Here is a 16673-nt window from a genome sequence, read left to right on the forward strand (position 1 = left end):
GCATCGGCGGCACGCGCCTTCGGCGAACGCGGCGTGCGACTGATGACAACCGCGACGGCCTACAGCATCCTGCGACTTGCCTCGATCTGAGGACGCTTGGTGGATAAAATAGGATGTCCACATGGGGAGAACATCATGCCAATAGTGCTAGTCCAGCAGTTTCATAAGGTCGAAGACAAATTCCAGAAAGTTGGGGAGCCGAACGAGCTCGATGTGACTGACGACGAGCGGGATCAGCTCGAGCGCGCAGCGGAGGTCGTCTATCTGGGAAGCCTCGACGGGTATTTCGCGCTTGCCGCCGGAGAGGAGTAACCCGGCGACACTTGGGGCGCTGGCGCGCCCGGCACCGTAGACAGGGCTGCCTCAGAAGCACGTTGGCGAGGCGCGCGCGGCTGCCGTCCCGGCGGTTACGCCGGTTGGCCGTAACGCGGCAGTCATTGCCGCGGATCGCGCCTCAGCGTGACCCGACTGGCCCGTGTGACCGAGCGCCGCTGCGCCGAGCAGTGCCCGAGTCTCCGGATCGAGCGAGCGACCCTCGCGGCGCGGCTGGATGCAATCGATGCCGAAGCAGCAGAGGTGAAGCGTCAGGAAGCAGCGCAGGACCGCGCCGACGCCGCCCGCGCCGCTGCCGTCAGCGACCCCGTGACCGGCACGCTGACCGCGTTCGGCATCCCGTCCGGTCGGGTCGATCTGATCGCTGGTCTCGCTTTCGCGGCAGTACTCGAAGCAGTCGCGTGCTTCTTGCTGGCTGCTCGCGCTGCGTGCCGCCGAATCGCTCAAACCCAACACTGGCGCGGCAGTAACGCGTAACGGTAGTCAAGTCACACCATGACCGAAGCGCCGATTGAGCCTGCGCCTGTCGCCGAGACGGCGGCGATCGAAGCGCCCGATGACGTGACTCACGTGCTAGCTGAGATCGCTGCGGGACGACTGCGCGGCACGGTGTCGGAGATTCGCAAATTCACAAACACATGCATCAACGGTACGAAGGAAGATTCTAATGCTCGGAGGACAGTCGCAATGAACCGAACTCAATCTGCGGCACCGGTCTCGTCGTCCTGGAAGGTGATGCAACCATCGATGAACGTTCGCGCTCGACGCTCCCCGTATGAGAAAGCAGCTGCGGGCGACAAGAAATTAAGTTGCTCCGGGAGGCTCGCGACTGGCGTCGCAAGCGGGCTTGAGGAAAGGATCGACCAGGAGACCGAATACCGGAGGTCCGTGCCGTAGATGGAGTCGACGCTGTTGGTTGTCACACGGACGTCAATGCTGAAACCGCGATATGGCGTGCAAGACTGGGTTTGCATGGTGGGTTCATGTCGGATTCGCCGGGCGGTATGCGAGACGAACCGAGAGCTTACTCCCCATTCCGGGAAAGGTCTCAGAACAAAGTGAAGCCATCTTTTCAACCGTTCCGCATCGGCCGACGAAGATGTATGGGACAACGACAACCATGACCGAACAGAAAGAACTCACGCCGCACCCATATTTCGGCGTCGCCCCGGAGCAGGTTCAAGAAGAAACGATTTCGAGGCATCCGTACGCGCGCCCTATCCGGATTGGCTCTCGCACCACTGGATCGCCCAACGCTGCGCCGCTTCGATAGCGTCCGCGTCGGAGGGGTAATCGCCCAGGTCACCCGAATACTTCACTTCGACGGCTTCACCGCCTGTCAGGTCGCGCCGATAAATCTTCGCGCGGGCGTAGCAGCGACCGCCTTCATCGAGAGGCGACGCGTCGATATGAAACTCCTTGTAGTCGAACTGCATGGTCGGCTCCGAAAAGGTGCTCTACTCGTCGCGCTGGACGAATTGCGGGCGCCCCGTTGCGTCTGCACCGGTGTTCACCAGCTTGTTCCGGTAGTCGCAGCCAGGACAAATGAAAAAATATCCGCCCTCGTCGATCTGGGCTTCGACCTGATCGAAGGCAAAACGTCCATTGCAGTTTCGGCAAGTCCACATGGCTATCTCCGGCGCCGCTTTCGTCGCTTCGGTGGCTGCCGAGGTTCCGATGGTCGCCGCGGCAATTCAGGACTCCAGCTCTTTAAGCAACTTGTTCGCAAGGGCACGCGCCGCGTCTCGCGCCTGATCCTCGTGCGCGAAGTCGATTTCGGTTTCGTGCGGCTCGTCCGATTCGGGTTCGGCTCCCACTTCTCGCAGATGAACGATGCCGCGATAAGTGCCTGCAACTGTCTTCATCACGCGAACTCGTGCAATGTGTGTGTGAGTTGCGTAGATCTCATCGTCCACGATGATCTCCCGTTCACTTCCCTTCACCAGGACACGGTTCTAGTGCGGGAATCCAGCATGGCGACGCAATCCGTTCGAACCGGTGAAACGACTACATCGCATCGATCCGGCGCTCCGCGTCGAAACGAGCCTCCTCGATGGCCTGTTCCTGATTTCTCGCGGACGTCTCTTGATTCCTCCAGTAAACGGGGGGCTTAGTCATCGTATATGCCCAGTCCCAGCTCCCGTCCTTCTGTTCGGTCACATATACGCTGTAGTTGACTTCCTTGTAGGTGAAATTGTGGCTAGCCATGAAGGTGGGTCCCGCTCGGTGTCTTCGAGCAATCCTAGCATGACCACCAACACCGAGCGCAGGAAGGCGATGCTGACTTATCCGTTATTGACGACGTCGCCGTCGCTCGTTCCGTCGATCACCTCCCCGGCCAGATTCTGCAATGCCTTATATGCAGGCTTCTTCGCTTACGGGGGTTCGCCCATTCGGGCGCAAATTTTTGGGCGACGTCTGATGACGGCCTCCTTGGCTATGTCGTATGAATCTCCGCATGACCGAAGCCGCACGACGAGCAATCGAAACAACCGGAAAACTTTGGGTATCGAATGAAAATCCGACTTGATGAATGGCTGAAGGTGCGAGAGTTTGATCGGCCGCCTGCGATCCGCACGGCTTGCCTCTGGGTGAACGCCTGCAAGATCTTTCCGGCACCCGTCAAGATCGGCCGCTCGTACTACGTCCAGGACGGCGCTGTTTTCCGCGACGGCGTACAGAAGCCGCGTCTCTGTTCACCGAGCATTCGGCCATGGCAGCCAGGCCGCGCATCCGGCGTCGTGCGAGCTGGCAACCTTCACGAACCGCGGCCGGGCTACTACGTCTGGCGCAATCCGATCACCAAAAAGACGATGTCGATTGGCTACGTGCCGATCGAGCAGGTCTTCGAAGTGCTCGAGGCGAACGCCAAGGCAAAGGAAATCGTGCCGACGAAGCGGCTGGTCGAGCGCATGAAGATCAGGAAACAATAGCCGAATTGCTCGACAAGATGCCGACGACTGGCGTCAAGCCAGCCATGATCAGTGCCCTGAGACATCAAGACAGGGCGATTCGCGTTGCGCTTGTCGCGACGTTAGAACAGGCCCCGAAGGTCGCGCTGTGGCTCCAGAACGCGATGCTGCTTGCGCTAATCTCAGGCCAGGCCTTGTCGACCATCGGCCGCTGGGAGCGTGCGTCCGTCAAGAATGGTGGAGCGGTGGTGACGCGAGCGAAAACAGGAGTCTCGATCGCTATCCCATTGGAACTACGCATGGAAACCATCAACATGTCGCTGGGCGAAATCATCGCGCGCTGCAAGGCGTCGTGTGTCGTCAGCAAATACCTTATCCGTCATCTGCGCGGCAACGTGAACGCGCCGAAGGGGTCGGCAATCAAGCTGAAAACCATCTCCGAGAAATTCCTGCCGGTGCGCCGACTCGCGGGCTATACAGCGGACGGCGATCCCACGTTCCATGAAATCCGAAGCCTGTCGAAACGCCTGTACCTTGAAGAGGACGGAGTCGACACAAAGGCGTTGCTCGGCCATCGAACCCGATGCAATGGCGGACCTGTACGCAAACTCGCGCGGGCTTGAGTCAATGAGAGTGAGGATCAGTAGCAACGTGAAGTAATTCAGCCGCATGCGACTTAAGGTCATAGTTGACTCAGCCGCCCTCGCCCGGGTGTAGAAGGGACGGGCGAGCTTTGCGAGCAGTTATGAACTTGCATGCGCGCAACGTGTGAGGTCACAATCGTGCTCGAAGAGAGCAATGGCTCCGGCTACTCAATTGTCGGCCCCCGGATGCGCAAATGATCGTGCGATCCATCCTTGAAAAGATCGCAAACACGCTCCTCGTTGGCTCGAACACCGCGTCCCCGGCGGGACATAAATGTCCGCAGACGACCCCGCTTGAGACGAAGCCTTCCTGAAAATCGATTGCTGCATCATCCGCGCGAAGCGCGTATGCTGGAAATGCCACCTTGGCACGCAACGGCTAGGAGCAGGACCATGGCCAAAAGTCAACTACGCAGCACTCGCGAAGCGAAAAAGCCGAAGCAGCCCAAGAAGCCGTCAGTGCCGGCAACCCCGTTGAGCAGGGTTCATTCGCGGGTTGGGAACGAAGGTATCGCCAGGAAGACGACGTAAATCGGTTGGCCGCAGACACGCGGCACAGTGATCAGACGCAACTTGTAACGTTCACCGCGGGAAATTGATATCTCCGCATTGAAAGCGCAGACCGCTTCGGGAGGCGCATCATGATCCATTACAACAGACCCCACTTTTCGCGGGCTTCCGCTCACGGCCGAGCAAGACTCGGAAATTCGTCACTACCTGAACAGGAAGGCCAAGCTGGGCAAGCCATGGAATACCCCTGAACTGCGCGGGATGCTTGAGGACATGCTGCTGCCGCCAAGTACCGAGGACGACAGCCAGAGCGACATCCCGGGCGACGCGTTGACCGCCGCGGAGCGCGCAGCCGCGTTCGTCGATCAGGACATGGAACCAATCGAGGCGTATGAGGAATTGCATGCCGCGATGGAAGCCGAGAGCATGAAAGGCGATACGCATTAGCGGGACGCTCCGCGCTTGTAGTGAGCGTGCCACCCGGCCCATCAACGGCGTAGAACGAAGGACGACACATGGCACTCAGTTTTTCCAACCCCAGCCGCAGCTATGATGGGACCAGGCATGGCGTGTGGTTCTGGGGTTACGACAAGGCACGCGAGATTACCTTCTTTGTGGAAGACGGCGTACTGAAGAATTTCGACTCCGCTCTCGGTTCTGATGAAGCCGAAGTGCTGGCCTCCTTCGACCGGCATCGCAATGAGATCCTGAAGGTCGCCATGTCCCTCTATGCGGACGGACCGCAAACTCTCTACACGCTGCACTAAGAAGCCCTTATGCGCGTCGCCATTCCGGTGCATGACACATGGCGGCACGCGCTGGATAGAGAGTGTTGGTGATGCATGGCTTCGTCGGAGTTTGACTGCCAAGTTCCGCCAAGTATCGAGTTTTGAACGCGAAGCTCGTCGGGTAGTACGCGAGTCGAAGCCGGTTAGTTGCAATATGATCGTTCGCATGTTGAAGGCACGCGCTTGCGGCACTATGCTTCGCAGCTCGGGCGATGATCCAGGTCGTGCCGGGCAAGCTGGAGAACCTTCGCTTCGCTTTGCCGGCGCTCTGTCACATCTTCGATGATGACGACGGCACTGCCGTCCGCAACGGAATTGCGCGTCATTTCGAGCTGGCGTACGCGAGCGCTTACGCTGCTTTAGCATTGTGAAATGCCTGTTTTCAGGCGCATTCACACGAGGAGTGCGAATAAACGTTAAGTTGCTGCCGCAATGAGTTCGATGAGACACGGGGCCGGCTGAACAGAGTTCCGATGGCCAGCATCCGTACGCAAGGCGCGTTGCGTCAGCCCAAGACGTCCAACGGCCGAAACCCCATACCGCTCCCGTCCACTTCCGCGACCGGCCCGAGAGGGTGCTCGCCGATCGACGACGGATTCGTCGCTGAGCCGATGCAGCCTTCGGTCAGGACAGCCAGCGCCTGAGCCAATTCGGGCCAGCCGCCGGAAAGCAGGCCGTGTGCTGTTAGTGGACCTGCTGACTGGCGGCTCTCCTCACGGCGTGGTAAAAAGTCTTCCGTCGCGGGCGGCCGCCGGGTGCCGTACCGCGTTCGCGAATGCGGTTTTCAACATCTACAGGTTCAAAAATGGCAACTGGTACAGTGAAATGGTTTAACGATGCGAAGGGCTTTGGTTTCATCACTCCGGACGACGGCGGGGAAGACCTGTTCGCCCACTTCTCGGAAATCAAGACTGAAGGCTTCAAGTCATTGCAGGAAAACCAAAAAGTAAGCTTCGACGTGAAGATGGGACCGAAGGGCAAGCAGGCTGCAAATATCAAGCCTGTGTAATCGCGACGCACGTCATCCTGGCGCGTAATCCGCCCCGCGCGGGTCTGCGAATCCCGCTACTCGCGGGCAGATACCGAAAATTCGCTACCACGTGACGGCCCTTCGCTCGAGGCGCCCGATTTGTTGTTCGAGCAGGACGAAGACGTCCTGCTCTCACCGACCACCAGCGACAAATGGGGCTGCGGAGAACCGGCCGAGACTGGTCTCGAGGCGATATCGCCTGAGATCGTAAAGGGGCGGCCGCCGACGTCGATCGCTTCCCCCATGCTGCTGGTCCGTTGCGCCGGAGCGGTGGTTACAACTGCACAGACCGGTCGCCGGTGACGGTGCACACGCGAGTGACGATGGGTCAAGCGACGCATCGGTCTCGCGTGACGTCGCCTGGTCAACCGGCATTTGAATCTAACGTCAGTCAGGCCGAGGCCGTCACGCCACTGCCTTCTGAAGCCACGTCGAGCGCAGTCCTGCCAGCGACCGGGCTTACAGGGGCCCTTCTGGCGACTGCTTTTTTCGCTGCCTTCCTGACTACGGACGTCTTCGTCGGGGCAGCAGTCGTCTTCGCTTTCTTCGCGACCGCGGCACCCTTCTTCGCCGTGGCTTTCTTCACGGCCGCTTTTTTCGTCGGCGCTGCTTTCTTCCCTCCAACAGCATTCGCCTCTGCCTTGGCCTGTCCCATCCCTGCAATCAAGAACTTGCTACGGTCCCGGGCACCCGCAATCCACGCGGGAGCGCGACCACGACCACTCCACGTAGCGCCAGTCTTGACGTCAGCGTAGAGGGCCGGCTGGACGCCGCGAACGTAGTTACCAGACTTCGCCGGCTTCGTGGTGGCAGAACCGGGCGCGACGGAACCGCTGGCAACCAGATACTTGCTGCGGTCCTTCGCGTTGGCAATCCACGCCGGCGCGCGACCGTGACCAGTCCAGGTTGCCCCAGTTTTCGGGTCTCGGTATTTGGCCATCGGAACCGCTTTCTTTGCCGCAGACGCGGCGCCCGGCTTGCGACCACGCTTTGTAGCGCCGCCGATGTGCGCATCAATGTCGGCAGTGGTCAGGCCATGCTTATCCATCAAGTCGCGGATTTTCGCGATGACGGCAGACGAGTCCTTTTTGGCAATTGCCGCCGCTTGCGCCTGAAGTTTCGCGATCTTTGCCTGCAAGTTTTCCAGTGTGGCCATATTTCCTCCCCTTTTTGTTGGCAGTGGCCGCACTATGCCACATGACAACAGAAATAAGCTATCGAGCGGTGCGAAAGCGCCCATGTAGTCGATGCCTGCGTGGGGGACAATCGTTGCGCATAGAGGTCGTTGGCAGGCGACATTGGGTGTGACCATCAAAATACTGACGCGCCTGGATTATTCGGTTCAGCTGTGCTTGATCTGCGAGGTCCCCTCGTCTTCTGGTCAACCCAAATTCGGAAGCAATCCCAGGCATCCCGAAAAGACTCACCTTTCTGCAATATCTCTTCATCGGCAATATCTCGTGAGCCTCGATTTTTGGTCGAACGACCAGCAGTTGAGTTGCGGAAAACTCATTCGGTGCCTGTTTTAAGGCTTTTTTCTGACACGCGACATCACGGACGTCATAGAATTACCGTGCTTGTCGCATAAACAAGGACGAGCACTTCCTAATTCGAAAGTGAGTCATACAAGACTATGGCAAAGACTGCAACGAAGACAGCAATCAAGACCGCAAAGGCGGCCGCAACGAAAGCGGCACCCAAAGCTGCCAAGACAGCACCGGCAAAGGCTGCGAACGGTACGGCGAAGAAGCTGGCGGCTGGCACGCCTGTGAAAGAAACGTTCACAAAGTCTGCGCTTGCCAATCACGTTGCGCAAGCGGCCAACGTTGAGCCCAAAGCTGCGAAGGCGATACTCGCGGCGCTGGAAGACACCATTCTCGGCTCGGTTCACAAGAAAGGGGCTGGTGAATTCACGCTGTCGGGCCTGCTGAAGATCACCGTTCAGCAAGTGCCGGCGAAGAAGAAGCGCTTCGGCAAGGATCCATTCACCGGCGAGGAGCGCTGGTTCGATGCGAAACCTGCCACGGTACGCATCAAGGCGCGTGCGCTGAAAAAACTAAAAGACGCAGCCGCCTGAGTCGAGTCGTTACAACTGTGTGAGGGACGACAGTGCCTGTACGGGCTCCCGGCAGGGCGCCCGTTGGTTTCATCTGCACATGGCGGCGACTTACCCGTCTGGCGTGTCAGCGATCGCGAGTTCCCTCACTTCCGCTTCTCGCCCGCGATCTGATTTTGAGGCAATATTTATTGGGGGCAGCTCGCAATGCCGCGTGTAGACTCGATCGCTCTAGCCGGAAATTCGCGCTGAAATCAAGGGCACCACCTCATATAGCGTTTCATAATTTCGTCTTTGGTGTGAAGGGCACTACCACTGAAAAACCGAAGGTTATCTGATGGATGTCAGGCGGGGATCGAGCGCGAATCGTTCATCGTTCTTGAGATTAAAATATTTAGTCGCCGTCGATGTGTTGATCAGTAGATTCCACGAATGCTTGCTGACTGCGCTCGGCAGAATCACAAAGGGATGCGAGGCAAGCAGTGCATCTCCAAATTTTTGTTGGTTCGGACTGACAGCGCCTGGATTCAACCAGTGCGGATTAGGCACATCTGATGGCCGCACGACTTCGATGGACACGGCGGCGATGCTGATTTCCAGCAGCCTGTGTGGAACGCTATCCAGCACGTTGAAGCCCTTATGCACGGCCACTTCAAGAATGGTGGTCGACGGATCTAACGAGGCATAGATTATCCTCTGCCCGGGCGAAGACCATCGGCCACCCGCCAAGAACGCACCCTCGGCCGTAAACCACGTCGGAAAATGTTTCTCCCGTTCAAGTCTCCATACGCTCAACGTGCTCGTGCCGAGGTTTGTCGGCAAGGGCGTCAAGAGTACACCCCATAATCCATCCGGATGAGCAGCGTTTTTACGAGTTCTGCACCTTCCGAGCTTTGCAGCAGATCGATTGGTCGGCGCTGGTCCAGTCCAATGGCGGGCGTGGAAAGCCAGTGCTCCGCGGCATCCTTCGATCCCAGAACGTCGATTGCCTGTTCCGTGATTGACGCGAGCCGGATAAGGCGATCGGTCGCGTTGCTATCAAGCAGGCGGTCTTCATCCCTGCCGCGCTGCAGAGTGCGTTCACTCACACCGATCGCCTGAAGCAGCGCTTCACGCGCGATGACTTCGTACGCGTCCATCATTTCCCGCGCAAGGACAACCGGCAAGCCGTGCGTCACAATGTCATGTGCCTGCAACGGCGTCATATCGGTGACCTTCGTCATCCCCACGGTTAGAGTCCTTTCACTGCTGCCGATGTACGTCCCGTACGACGTAATTCGCGTCTGCAACGCTTGCAGAAGACTGCGAAACGGCGTGCCGTTCCCGAACTGTCGCGTTATCGGTTCCATTCCCACTCCTTTCCGCCACGTGTCGCGATATTATACGCCAAGTGGCGGAAGGCGTCCAACACGTTTGCAGAGGGGCGTCTGGATGGCACAGAAATGCATTAGAGTTATGGAACGATCGTTCATTTTATTTCTACGTAGAAATTTCTTAAGAGAGCGTTGGATAGGACTGAAGATCGCGCGAACTCGTCGAACGCGGGGTACTTGTATAAGACAGGCTTGGATTGGCGTTGGCAAGTGTCAGGTCCGGTTAGTCGCACCGCGACGATCGGAGCGTTCTATCTCGCCGTCAGGATCAGTTCGTTGCCTGCCATCCGTCGTTCGTCAGGAAAGCAGCCGTTTGCGTGACAACCGCCAGCTTATCTGGATTCGTCACGACGTTTTTCGAAAACCTCTTGGTACACTTCGGCAGGGATTCGGGGAGACAGGTCTTATGGTCACATCGGGCGAGTTGTTCGATCAGGAATTCGAGACGTGGACGCCAGCACAGGCCAAGACGTTCTTTCGCGCCGGGATGGTAGATGATTTCTTCGCGACTAACGTTGGCGACGATCACTGGGTGCTTACGCTGCTCGTCGTCGGTCGGCAAGGTCGCCAGACGCAGATCCAGTTGCGCACCGCTCGCGAGCTTGATACTCACAAGGTGCGTCACTTCAAGACTCTCGATGCCGCCGTCAGAGCAGCTGGCGAGATAGGCTTCGATGTGCGTACGATCGGGACTGCTCGAATTGCACAACGCTCGTCGCAGCGTCCCGGCAAGGCCTCGCGAGTCACGCCGGAACATCGTCGCATGCTGCCGGACGCTGACTAAGCACAGGTATCAGCCCCCTACAATTCAATGTCGAATATGCAACGTATGAAGTCGTCGAAAATCTCCTGCGCCCTTGCCGCATTGCTTGTGAGTATTTCCCTAGCCGCCTGTGACGGCAAGTCGTCGCCAACGAAAGAAAACTACGCGAAGGCCGTGCAGACCTACTTCGACGGCAAGGACGCGGTGTGCATGTTGGCCGGCGCAGTTCCGTTCGATGCGGCCGAACATTCGAGTCAGGCGCTGATTGCCGAGCCTTTGGTGAAGACCGGTCTTCTTACCAAAGAACCGACACATGTGCAGGATGACGGCTCGGCGCACATGCTGCTCCCTGGCTTCCACTATGCGCTGACCGACGAAGGCAAAAAAGCTTACCGTCGAGCAGATCCGGCAAAGAACTCGAAAATCTGTGGGGGCAAAGCCAAGCTTCTCGCAATCACCTATGCGTCGTCGGCCGAAAACCCTCACGTGGGCGACAGGGTTAATATCAAGTATGAGGCGAAGCTCGTTGATCGTCCGCGTTGGGACGATGAGGCAGTGCTTCGAACACTACACCCCGATCTGATTGAGACAGAAAACGATCAGTACCACAGCGAGCTATACGTCGAACTGACAAACGACGGCTGGGTTGTGAACCCCTCCCTGTAGTGCCTACGTCCGAAACATCTGTTCCGCTAACGCGTTGGACTCGCTCCAGCGACGATTTCATTGTCCATTGGCTTCCCGCCGATCTCCGTTTATGGCCCCAAGCATCCATGCCCGCTGATGCGTGAGATGACCGAGTTGGTCCGAGCGGCTGCCAGTTCGGCCCGCAGGTCTGCCCACCTGGCGATCAACGTTGGATCCGGCGTCAGGAAGAGCGGCTGCGTTGTCCAACCGACGACATGGGCGCCGTTCCATTGCGTCTCGAAGATGCGCATGTCTTCGTCCTCGCTCACGCCCGCATTCACGAGATCGTCAAAGGACTCGAGGCTGAACAGTTCAAGCTCGTCCTGATGGATGCCCGATATAAACGATATCGCCGAGCAGAAAAACCGCCGCGCATCCTCGCGCGTCGCGCATAGCGCGAACGCGTCGACAATTCCATCAGGCGTCTGCCACATCATTCGGTACAGCAGCTTGCGGCACCGCTGTGATAGTTCGCTCATAGAGGTCTCATGTTTCGGGCGCCCCACCGCGCCTTGACATTGCGTGGCGATCTGTACGATAGGCCGCATATGCCTTTCTCGGCAATGCCCGCAGATGAATAACCGTCTCCCCTCACCCGCCTTGCAGCGACCCCATGCCCCTGATGGCGCGGTTTCGGCGAAGCGACAGCTTCGTTATGATGGTGAAGGCGCTATTTCAGTATATACATTTTATGAATGCAGACCTGTGGCGGACCGGTCCCGAAACAGCCTACGCTGAATGGCAGCATGCAGAAGCCACCGGTGCGGACAGGCGGGCGTTTGCCGAGCGCTCCATCGTTCAGCACCGCGCGATGTTTGCCCGCTTCCATCGCTATCTGACAAGCCACAGCGTCGCGGTGACGGAGTTCGGCACTGACCATATCGACGGCTTTTTCGCCGATCTGAATCGCGACTGCGCGCCGGGAACATCGACGCGCCTGCGCTACCTCAAACTGCTCGACCGACTCTCGCGCCACCTCTCTATGCTCGGCCTGCGCACCGACAACCCGGCCGCAAGCCTGCTTCCGCAAGAACACTGGCCGGAGGACGAGCCGGTGCCGGTTTTCCTGTGGCCGGATGAGGATGCGCGATTGCAGGAGCTTTGCCGCGTAGTGGACTTCGAGTCGTTCAAGGAGATGCGCAACCGTGCAATCGTCGCGGCCCTGCTTGGCACCGGCATCACTGCCGCTGAACTGACCGCGCTCACCGTTGGCGATCTTGAGGTAGGCACGCGACCCAGCGTGTTCGTCAAAAAACGCGGGCCACGTATCGCGCGCCGCGTGCCCATTGACGCGTTCGGAGTTGAGCTGCTGCGCGCCTACGCTAAGGCGCGTGAGGGACAGGCCGTCAACGATGGTCTGTTGTTCATGGCGACGGCGAGCGGGAAGTCGATGAAGCCAGGCACCCTCGGACAGTGTGTGCAGGCAGCACTGCGACTCGTCGGCGCGACGGCCGACGACGAGAGCCCCCGACTGCTACGCAACACGTATGGACGCAGGCACCTGCTGGAAGGGAAGACCAACGAACAGGTGAGCAACCTGTTGGGCCTGTCGAGCCGCAGGACGGCCACGCGGTTACGGGAAACCATCCTTGACCCCGGCGATGACGACGACCGGACGGCCGACACTGCCTAGCTGTCGCGCGAACCGCCGCCTTGACTTTGGCCAGCGACGCGTAGCCTGGTGAGTGAGCCGTACAGGGGTGCGGCCACACATACGGGGTTTCAGTCATGATCTACAAAAGCGCCTTCAGGGACATCATCTATCCAGCGCAGAACCGGGAGCCGCGCGCCACGCGCTACCGCATCGTGCTCGCAAAGGCCTCGCGACTTGTGCGCGCGATCGTTCATCTCGTTGCTGACGAGCCGATCCAGCCGGAAAGCACAGACCTTCCCACGGCAATCGACGTGATCCTGAACAGGATCATCGACGGCGAACTGACGGGCGTGCGTCACGACTGCATCCGGCTCGTGGTTCAAACCGGCGCGCAATTGACCGACTACCCCATCACCTACAACGCGCTGGAGTTGAAGGGCCACGGCGGTCGCGCACCGCGTCCCCCGGGCACCTCCGACCAGCCGATCCACATCCGCTCTATCGACGTGGTTGGCGGCTCGGTCGCGTTTTACGTCGACCACGACGGCGGAAGGCCAGCAAGCGACGTTGTTGCGAGAATGCTGCGATGAACAGCCCCCGGCTTCCTCAACACGCCGTCGGTCGGTGGGAGTCGCTGTGGGCGAGCGGTTGCGCTCCCCAGATAGAGTAGCCCATGACCCGTGCCGCGCCTGAAGGAAGCGCCTAGCGCAACGTCATCTGGCAAGGGAGGCGCATCGACGTCCGGCGCTGCAAGGAGATGGCCTGCCGGTGTGATTTTGGGCGCGAGACAATCGCTATCGGTCAAAGGCATGGATGGTCGATGGGGAAGTAACAGCTTCGATTGCAGGCGGCAAATAGCCTTGCGTGCAGATCACGTAATATCTTGCGCCTGGGGAAGAACTGCTATTCCTGATCATGGTGCTGGCTTCCGCCGGCATGTTGTACGGCATTGCCGGGTGACGCTTGTGTCCGTGCCGCACAAGGTTTGACCCGCGGGCTGCGGCGACCGGACCTCTACTCAGGGCGCAAGACGGTTCAAGAGCGGTCAGTGCTTCGTCACGTGCTCTGCCGTTACCGATGCAATGCCATGCGAGCTGATCGTGTTCAACGCTTCTGCCAGCGCGGCTCCGTCGGTCGGAAACGGGTCGTCCCAGACTGTTGATGTTCCGTGCGAGTCGATGACTTCCAGAAGCCAGCCATCGCGGCTGTCGTTTCCGGCCCGATAGACGTGCACATCGACAGACGTGCCTTCGCGAGTGACGCGCGTAGACAGCGGGGACAATGCAAGCGGGTGAAACGCGTCTTCCGTCGTCCGGCCGAGCGAATCGACAAGGAACAGGTCTTCGGACTCGGTCCCGTCTTGCGCATCCAGATCGCTGCGTCCGGCATGCTTGCCCGTCCTGTCTTTCGGCTTTGAAACCGCTGGGATCATGTTCGGCCGCTCGCCCTGTTCCATCAGTTTTCTGCGCTCCTCACCCCAGTATCGATGGATATTGAGCGCTGCGGCCGTGAGCAGGTTTGCGAATGACCGACGTTGCTCGACGGTGTAATCCCGCTGCCCCAGTGCCTGGTATCCGGAGGCTGTTCCAAACAGCAGGATGACATTGAACCACTCGGGGTGTCGTTCGATCAGCAGCTCCCAGGCCTCCCGATCGATGTCGATGCCTTTGCAATAGCCCTCGCACCACTCGTCGAGCACGAGAATCTCTTCACCCTGCCACTTGGTCGTGTGCAGCGGAGGTCCGAACAGATCGGGACAGTGATTCAGGGCGTTGTTGATGTCGTTCCAGTATTGAATGATCAGTCCGGTAATCTTGCGTGCCCGACCGGCTGATAAAAATCTGGGCTGACGTGTTGCGTGCCGCGCATCCCAGATCCACGGAAGCACCGCGCCCGGCATGACCATGTTCGGTCCGGAGATGACGGCGGTCAGAAAGCCGTGCAACATGACGGCATCCATCGCATCGTCGCAAACGGCATCGCTCGAAAGAAAGCGTTCCAGCACACCAAACTCTTCATCAGTCAGCGGATCGTCGAATTCGGGATCGAGATTCATGATATTCCCACGGTGGTACACGGTGGACGCGATGCTGATCGCCTGTGTATGTCACTATCGCCGACATGCAACTCGATGCAGCGCTTGCACGCAACCATTTCGGCGGGCGCCGGGTGCGCCAACATTTTACCCGACGGGGCGATGCGCAAATTGGAATACCGGTCGGAAGACGATGAATTTTTTCGCGTGCATATCGCTAACTCTTGCTATCGCTATCGTTTGGGACGCGTTTGCTGGAGAAACTCGAGTTTCGCGAAAGCGCCTCCCCATTGTTCCGGCACCTATAATATGCCGATGCTGGTCACCGGCTTCGATCCTCTTTCCCGGATGCTCCGTCAGTGTCCGCCATGCACGCCGAATACGCAGACCATGGCAAGCCAAAAATATTACACAAGGATCCTTAATACCTATGAGCGTTTGCCAATCCGCGCTCACGGGCATGACTGCCCGCCGTCACAATCCTGAGCGCGCGCAGAGCTGCGTTAACATTCACGTCGCCGATGCGCGCATCAGATTGCGCGGCCTGATGCGGGCGTGCACCGACTGGAAGAAATGAATGAACTGGCGGCTACTCATGACAATATTAATCGCAAATCTACTGTGCGCTCGTGGTAGCGCGCATGGTGCGTCTTCTGTGCCAGATTCCTCAGCAGCGACAGGCTCGCGGGCCAGTCAGGCAGCAATCACCGCGCACCCGCCGACGAACACCGGCGGGTTCGCAACGGCGACTGGGTCAGACGATTCCGCCGTCATGGTTGCCAGCCTCGCTGATCTGCTGGCCGCATTTAATACGCGACAGCACCACATCCTTGTCAAGGGCGAAATTTACGGCGGTCCGCGACTGACGACCGTCACCTTCGCGAGCACGGACTGGAACAACACCACGATCGAAGGCGCCAGTGGAGGCAGTGCCGTGCTGCAAAATATCCAGCTCAAATTTGACGGCGAAATGCTGCCGGCAGGCAAGAACATCCAGAATGTCGTGATCAGGAACATCACTTTTCATGGCGTTATCCGGGATCTTCAGGCCCTGCCCGCCCAAGTCTACGGCACATCCAGCAACGCCGGTATCAATTATGAAGGCGTGTCGCTTCGACGGGTCACCAATGCGTGGGTCGATCATTGTGCCTTCTACGATACGAGCGACGACCTAATGAGCGTGACACTGTCATCAGATAAGGTGACGGTTTCCTATAGCCGGTTCTATTTCACCAGCGAATGGCTGACGATGCACCCCGATCCTATGTGGAACTGGGCGGGCAAGAACCAGGACCTGGCCAATGAACGTCTGGCGATGCTGGTAGGCGCAAACAGGCAGGATTCCTATGCATATGGAGGGAGCAGGCTGCATGTCACGTTGCACCACAACCAGTTCGGCCCGAACCTAAAGGGACGTCCGCTGCTGCGGGGCTGGATTCACGCCTACGACAACTATTTCGATAACGGGGCGACACCCACTGGCCTCACGGCTGCTGGCTCAGACGAGACCCAGTACAACGCCCTGCAGATTGGCAGCGGCGGCGTTGTCTATTCGGAAAACAACTATTTTTTCAGGACAAACCAGAGCATTCAGATTGGCCTGGATTCGCCGGACGACGTCTACGCCTTCCATGAGAACGCAAACCGGTACGACCAGACCACCGGCAGATCGGTAAAGGGCGAGGCTTTTTCGCTCGCGCCAGTCGGTTACGCGTATCGGGCCGGGACAGCCTCATCTATTCTCAAAGCCGTGCAGACCTTCGGTCCTCGCTAGTGGCAGGCATGAACAGGACGACTGCGCGTGGCTGTTGGATTTGTCTCACGGGCATCGACGTCAGTAAAGGCCGATGGTCGCCAGCGACGTATCGCGGGGCGCCGCAATATTCGTTCGCAGATCGGGATTCCCCGCCGTGCAACACGCAACGGTCGATATGTGCTGACGGGAGCG

General features: G+C 58.8%; 22 protein-coding genes and 1 pseudogene. 15 read left to right on the forward strand and 8 right to left on the reverse strand.

The window, feature by feature from the left end; translation table 11 throughout:
• The first annotated feature begins 135 nt into the window (after positions 1-135).
• Positions 136-312, forward strand: coding sequence for a hypothetical protein (locus tag BPHY_RS36525; RefSeq protein ID WP_157686956.1), 177 nt, complete (start codon positions 136-138; stop codon positions 310-312).
• 147 nt (positions 313-459) lie between these two features.
• Positions 460-810: a hypothetical protein gene (locus BPHY_RS40715; protein ID WP_012406509.1), complete on the forward strand. Its 351-nt coding sequence runs from the start codon at positions 460-462 to the stop codon at positions 808-810.
• Between the two features lie 740 nt (positions 811-1550).
• Here the strand turns inward: BPHY_RS40715 and BPHY_RS36540 are convergent.
• The 3 genes from BPHY_RS36540 to BPHY_RS36545 all read right to left on the reverse strand — a co-directional run bounded on the left by BPHY_RS36540 (position 1551) and on the right by BPHY_RS36545 (position 2541).
• Positions 1551-1769, reverse strand: a complete 219-nt coding sequence (locus tag BPHY_RS36540; protein ID WP_012406511.1) for a hypothetical protein — start codon at positions 1767-1769, stop codon at positions 1551-1553.
• Between the two features lie 258 nt (positions 1770-2027).
• Positions 2028-2198, reverse strand: a complete 171-nt coding sequence (locus BPHY_RS42840) for a hypothetical protein (protein ID WP_167538912.1) — start codon at positions 2196-2198, stop codon at positions 2028-2030.
• Positions 2199-2340: 142 nt separating this feature from the next.
• Entirely contained in the window at positions 2341-2541 is a 201-nt protein-coding gene (locus tag BPHY_RS36545; protein ID WP_012406514.1) for a hypothetical protein, read from the reverse strand.
• Between the two features lie 39 nt (positions 2542-2580).
• Here BPHY_RS36545 and BPHY_RS42305 point away from each other — a divergent pair, with 39 nt between their 5' ends.
• From BPHY_RS42305 to BPHY_RS36570, 7 genes and pseudogenes are all read left to right on the forward strand, one after another.
• On the forward strand, positions 2581-2850 hold the full coding sequence (locus BPHY_RS42305) for a hypothetical protein (protein WP_146174485.1): 270 nt from the start codon (positions 2581-2583) through the stop codon (positions 2848-2850).
• Positions 2847-3266: an excisionase gene (locus tag BPHY_RS39175; protein ID WP_012406515.1), complete on the forward strand. Its 420-nt coding sequence runs from the start codon at positions 2847-2849 to the stop codon at positions 3264-3266. Before BPHY_RS42305 ends, BPHY_RS39175 begins: the two co-directional genes overlap by 4 nt.
• Before the next feature lie 5 nt (positions 3267-3271).
• The gene (locus BPHY_RS36555; RefSeq protein WP_052306261.1) at positions 3272-3868 is read left to right on the forward strand and encodes a tyrosine-type recombinase/integrase; all 597 of its coding nucleotides are present in this window, start codon (positions 3272-3274) and stop codon (positions 3866-3868) included.
• A gap of 662 nt (positions 3869-4530) precedes the next feature.
• A pseudogene (locus BPHY_RS36560) lies at positions 4531-4846 on the forward strand (hypothetical protein).
• A 68-nt stretch (positions 4847-4914) separates the two neighbouring features.
• Entirely contained in the window at positions 4915-5166 is a 252-nt protein-coding gene (locus tag BPHY_RS36565; protein ID WP_012406517.1) for a DUF1488 family protein, read from the forward strand.
• Between the two features lie 233 nt (positions 5167-5399).
• Complete coding sequence (locus BPHY_RS42310; RefSeq protein ID WP_157686957.1) at positions 5400-5558, forward strand: hypothetical protein; 159 nt, start codon at positions 5400-5402, stop codon at positions 5556-5558.
• A 434-nt stretch (positions 5559-5992) separates the two neighbouring features.
• Positions 5993-6196: a cold-shock protein gene (locus BPHY_RS36570; protein WP_012406518.1), complete on the forward strand. Its 204-nt coding sequence runs from the start codon at positions 5993-5995 to the stop codon at positions 6194-6196.
• A 412-nt stretch (positions 6197-6608) separates the two neighbouring features.
• On the opposite strand, the gene BPHY_RS36580 is transcribed toward BPHY_RS36570, so the two are convergent.
• Entirely contained in the window at positions 6609-7373 is a 765-nt protein-coding gene (locus tag BPHY_RS36580) for an H-NS family nucleoid-associated regulatory protein (protein WP_012406519.1), read from the reverse strand.
• 477 nt (positions 7374-7850) lie between these two features.
• On the opposite strand from BPHY_RS36580, the gene BPHY_RS36585 reads away from it, so the two are divergent.
• Entirely contained in the window at positions 7851-8294 is a 444-nt protein-coding gene (locus BPHY_RS36585; RefSeq protein WP_012406520.1) for an HU family DNA-binding protein, read from the forward strand.
• 309 nt (positions 8295-8603) lie between these two features.
• On the opposite strand, the gene BPHY_RS36590 is transcribed toward BPHY_RS36585, so the two are convergent.
• Positions 8604-9104: an RES family NAD+ phosphorylase gene (locus tag BPHY_RS36590; RefSeq protein ID WP_012406521.1), complete on the reverse strand. Its 501-nt coding sequence runs from the start codon at positions 9102-9104 to the stop codon at positions 8604-8606.
• Positions 9101-9496, reverse strand: coding sequence for a type II RES/Xre toxin-antitoxin system antitoxin (parS, locus tag BPHY_RS36595; RefSeq protein ID WP_244257788.1), 396 nt, complete (start codon positions 9494-9496; stop codon positions 9101-9103). Before parS ends, BPHY_RS36590 begins: the two co-directional genes overlap by 4 nt.
• A 556-nt stretch (positions 9497-10052) precedes the next feature.
• Between parS and BPHY_RS42315 the strand changes: the two genes are divergently transcribed.
• A complete protein-coding gene (locus BPHY_RS42315) occupies positions 10053-10430 on the forward strand; it encodes a hypothetical protein (RefSeq protein ID WP_041766558.1) in 378 nt (125 codons plus the stop codon).
• 45 nt (positions 10431-10475) lie between these two features.
• On the forward strand, positions 10476-11075 hold the full coding sequence (locus BPHY_RS36605; protein ID WP_041766560.1) for a hypothetical protein: 600 nt from the start codon (positions 10476-10478) through the stop codon (positions 11073-11075).
• A gap of 89 nt (positions 11076-11164) precedes the next feature.
• Here BPHY_RS36605 and BPHY_RS36610 read toward each other — a convergent pair whose 3' ends face one another.
• The gene (locus BPHY_RS36610; protein WP_063713894.1) at positions 11165-11575 is read right to left on the reverse strand and encodes a hypothetical protein; all 411 of its coding nucleotides are present in this window, start codon (positions 11573-11575) and stop codon (positions 11165-11167) included.
• Between the two features lie 212 nt (positions 11576-11787).
• Between BPHY_RS36610 and BPHY_RS36615 the strand changes: the two genes are divergently transcribed.
• Together BPHY_RS36615 and BPHY_RS36620 are read left to right on the forward strand one after the other, a co-directional pair.
• On the forward strand, positions 11788-12729 hold the full coding sequence (locus BPHY_RS36615; RefSeq protein WP_012406526.1) for a tyrosine-type recombinase/integrase: 942 nt from the start codon (positions 11788-11790) through the stop codon (positions 12727-12729).
• A 95-nt stretch (positions 12730-12824) separates the two neighbouring features.
• Positions 12825-13280 carry a hypothetical protein gene (locus BPHY_RS36620; RefSeq protein ID WP_012406527.1) on the forward strand — a complete coding sequence of 152 codons (456 nt, stop codon included), beginning with the start codon at positions 12825-12827 and terminating at the stop codon, positions 13278-13280.
• Between the two features lie 455 nt (positions 13281-13735).
• Here BPHY_RS36620 and BPHY_RS36625 read toward each other — a convergent pair whose 3' ends face one another.
• Positions 13736-14746: a YecA/YgfB family protein gene (locus tag BPHY_RS36625; RefSeq protein ID WP_012406426.1), complete on the reverse strand. Its 1011-nt coding sequence runs from the start codon at positions 14744-14746 to the stop codon at positions 13736-13738.
• 556 nt (positions 14747-15302) lie between these two features.
• Here BPHY_RS36625 and BPHY_RS36630 point away from each other — a divergent pair.
• Positions 15303-16499, forward strand: a complete 1197-nt coding sequence (locus BPHY_RS36630) for a pectate lyase family protein (protein WP_012406528.1) — start codon at positions 15303-15305, stop codon at positions 16497-16499.
• The last annotated feature ends 174 nt before the right edge of the window (positions 16500-16673 follow it).

It is taken from the genome of Paraburkholderia phymatum STM815 (assembly GCF_000020045.1).
In the GTDB taxonomy this organism is placed as follows: Bacteria; Pseudomonadota; Gammaproteobacteria; order Burkholderiales; family Burkholderiaceae; genus Paraburkholderia; species Paraburkholderia phymatum.

Bases quoted from the DNA above. Each gene is read 5' to 3' on its own strand.
- BPHY_RS36525 (WP_157686956.1), top strand. From the start codon at position 136: ATGCCAATAGTGCTAGTCCAGCAGTTTCATAAGGTCGAAGACAAATTC.
- BPHY_RS36540 (WP_012406511.1), bottom strand. From the start codon at position 1,769: ATGCAGTTCGACTACAAGGAGTTTCATATCGACGCGTCGCCTCTCGAT.
- BPHY_RS42840 (WP_167538912.1), bottom strand. From the start codon at position 2,198: ATGAAGACAGTTGCAGGCACTTATCGCGGCATCGTTCATCTGCGAGAA.
- BPHY_RS36545 (WP_012406514.1), bottom strand. From the start codon at position 2,541: ATGGCTAGCCACAATTTCACCTACAAGGAAGTCAACTACAGCGTATAT.
- BPHY_RS42305 (WP_146174485.1), top strand. From the start codon at position 2,581: ATGACCACCAACACCGAGCGCAGGAAGGCGATGCTGACTTATCCGTTA.
- BPHY_RS39175 (WP_012406515.1), top strand. From the start codon at position 2,847: ATGAAAATCCGACTTGATGAATGGCTGAAGGTGCGAGAGTTTGATCGG.
- BPHY_RS36565 (WP_012406517.1), top strand. From the start codon at position 4,915: ATGGCACTCAGTTTTTCCAACCCCAGCCGCAGCTATGATGGGACCAGG.
- BPHY_RS42310 (WP_157686957.1), top strand. From the start codon at position 5,400: ATGATCCAGGTCGTGCCGGGCAAGCTGGAGAACCTTCGCTTCGCTTTG.
- BPHY_RS36570 (WP_012406518.1), top strand. From the start codon at position 5,993: ATGGCAACTGGTACAGTGAAATGGTTTAACGATGCGAAGGGCTTTGGT.
- BPHY_RS36580 (WP_012406519.1), bottom strand. From the start codon at position 7,373: ATGGCCACACTGGAAAACTTGCAGGCAAAGATCGCGAAACTTCAGGCG.
- BPHY_RS36585 (WP_012406520.1), top strand. From the start codon at position 7,851: ATGGCAAAGACTGCAACGAAGACAGCAATCAAGACCGCAAAGGCGGCC.
- parS (WP_244257788.1), bottom strand. From the start codon at position 9,496: ATGACGAAGGTCACCGATATGACGCCGTTGCAGGCACATGACATTGTG.
- BPHY_RS42315 (WP_041766558.1), top strand. From the start codon at position 10,053: ATGGTCACATCGGGCGAGTTGTTCGATCAGGAATTCGAGACGTGGACG.
- BPHY_RS36605 (WP_041766560.1), top strand. From the start codon at position 10,476: ATGAAGTCGTCGAAAATCTCCTGCGCCCTTGCCGCATTGCTTGTGAGT.
- BPHY_RS36610 (WP_063713894.1), bottom strand. From the start codon at position 11,575: ATGAGCGAACTATCACAGCGGTGCCGCAAGCTGCTGTACCGAATGATG.
- BPHY_RS36615 (WP_012406526.1), top strand. From the start codon at position 11,788: ATGAATGCAGACCTGTGGCGGACCGGTCCCGAAACAGCCTACGCTGAA.
- BPHY_RS36620 (WP_012406527.1), top strand. From the start codon at position 12,825: ATGATCTACAAAAGCGCCTTCAGGGACATCATCTATCCAGCGCAGAAC.
- BPHY_RS36625 (WP_012406426.1), bottom strand. From the start codon at position 14,746: ATGAATCTCGATCCCGAATTCGACGATCCGCTGACTGATGAAGAGTTT.
- BPHY_RS36630 (WP_012406528.1), top strand. From the start codon at position 15,303: ATGAACTGGCGGCTACTCATGACAATATTAATCGCAAATCTACTGTGC.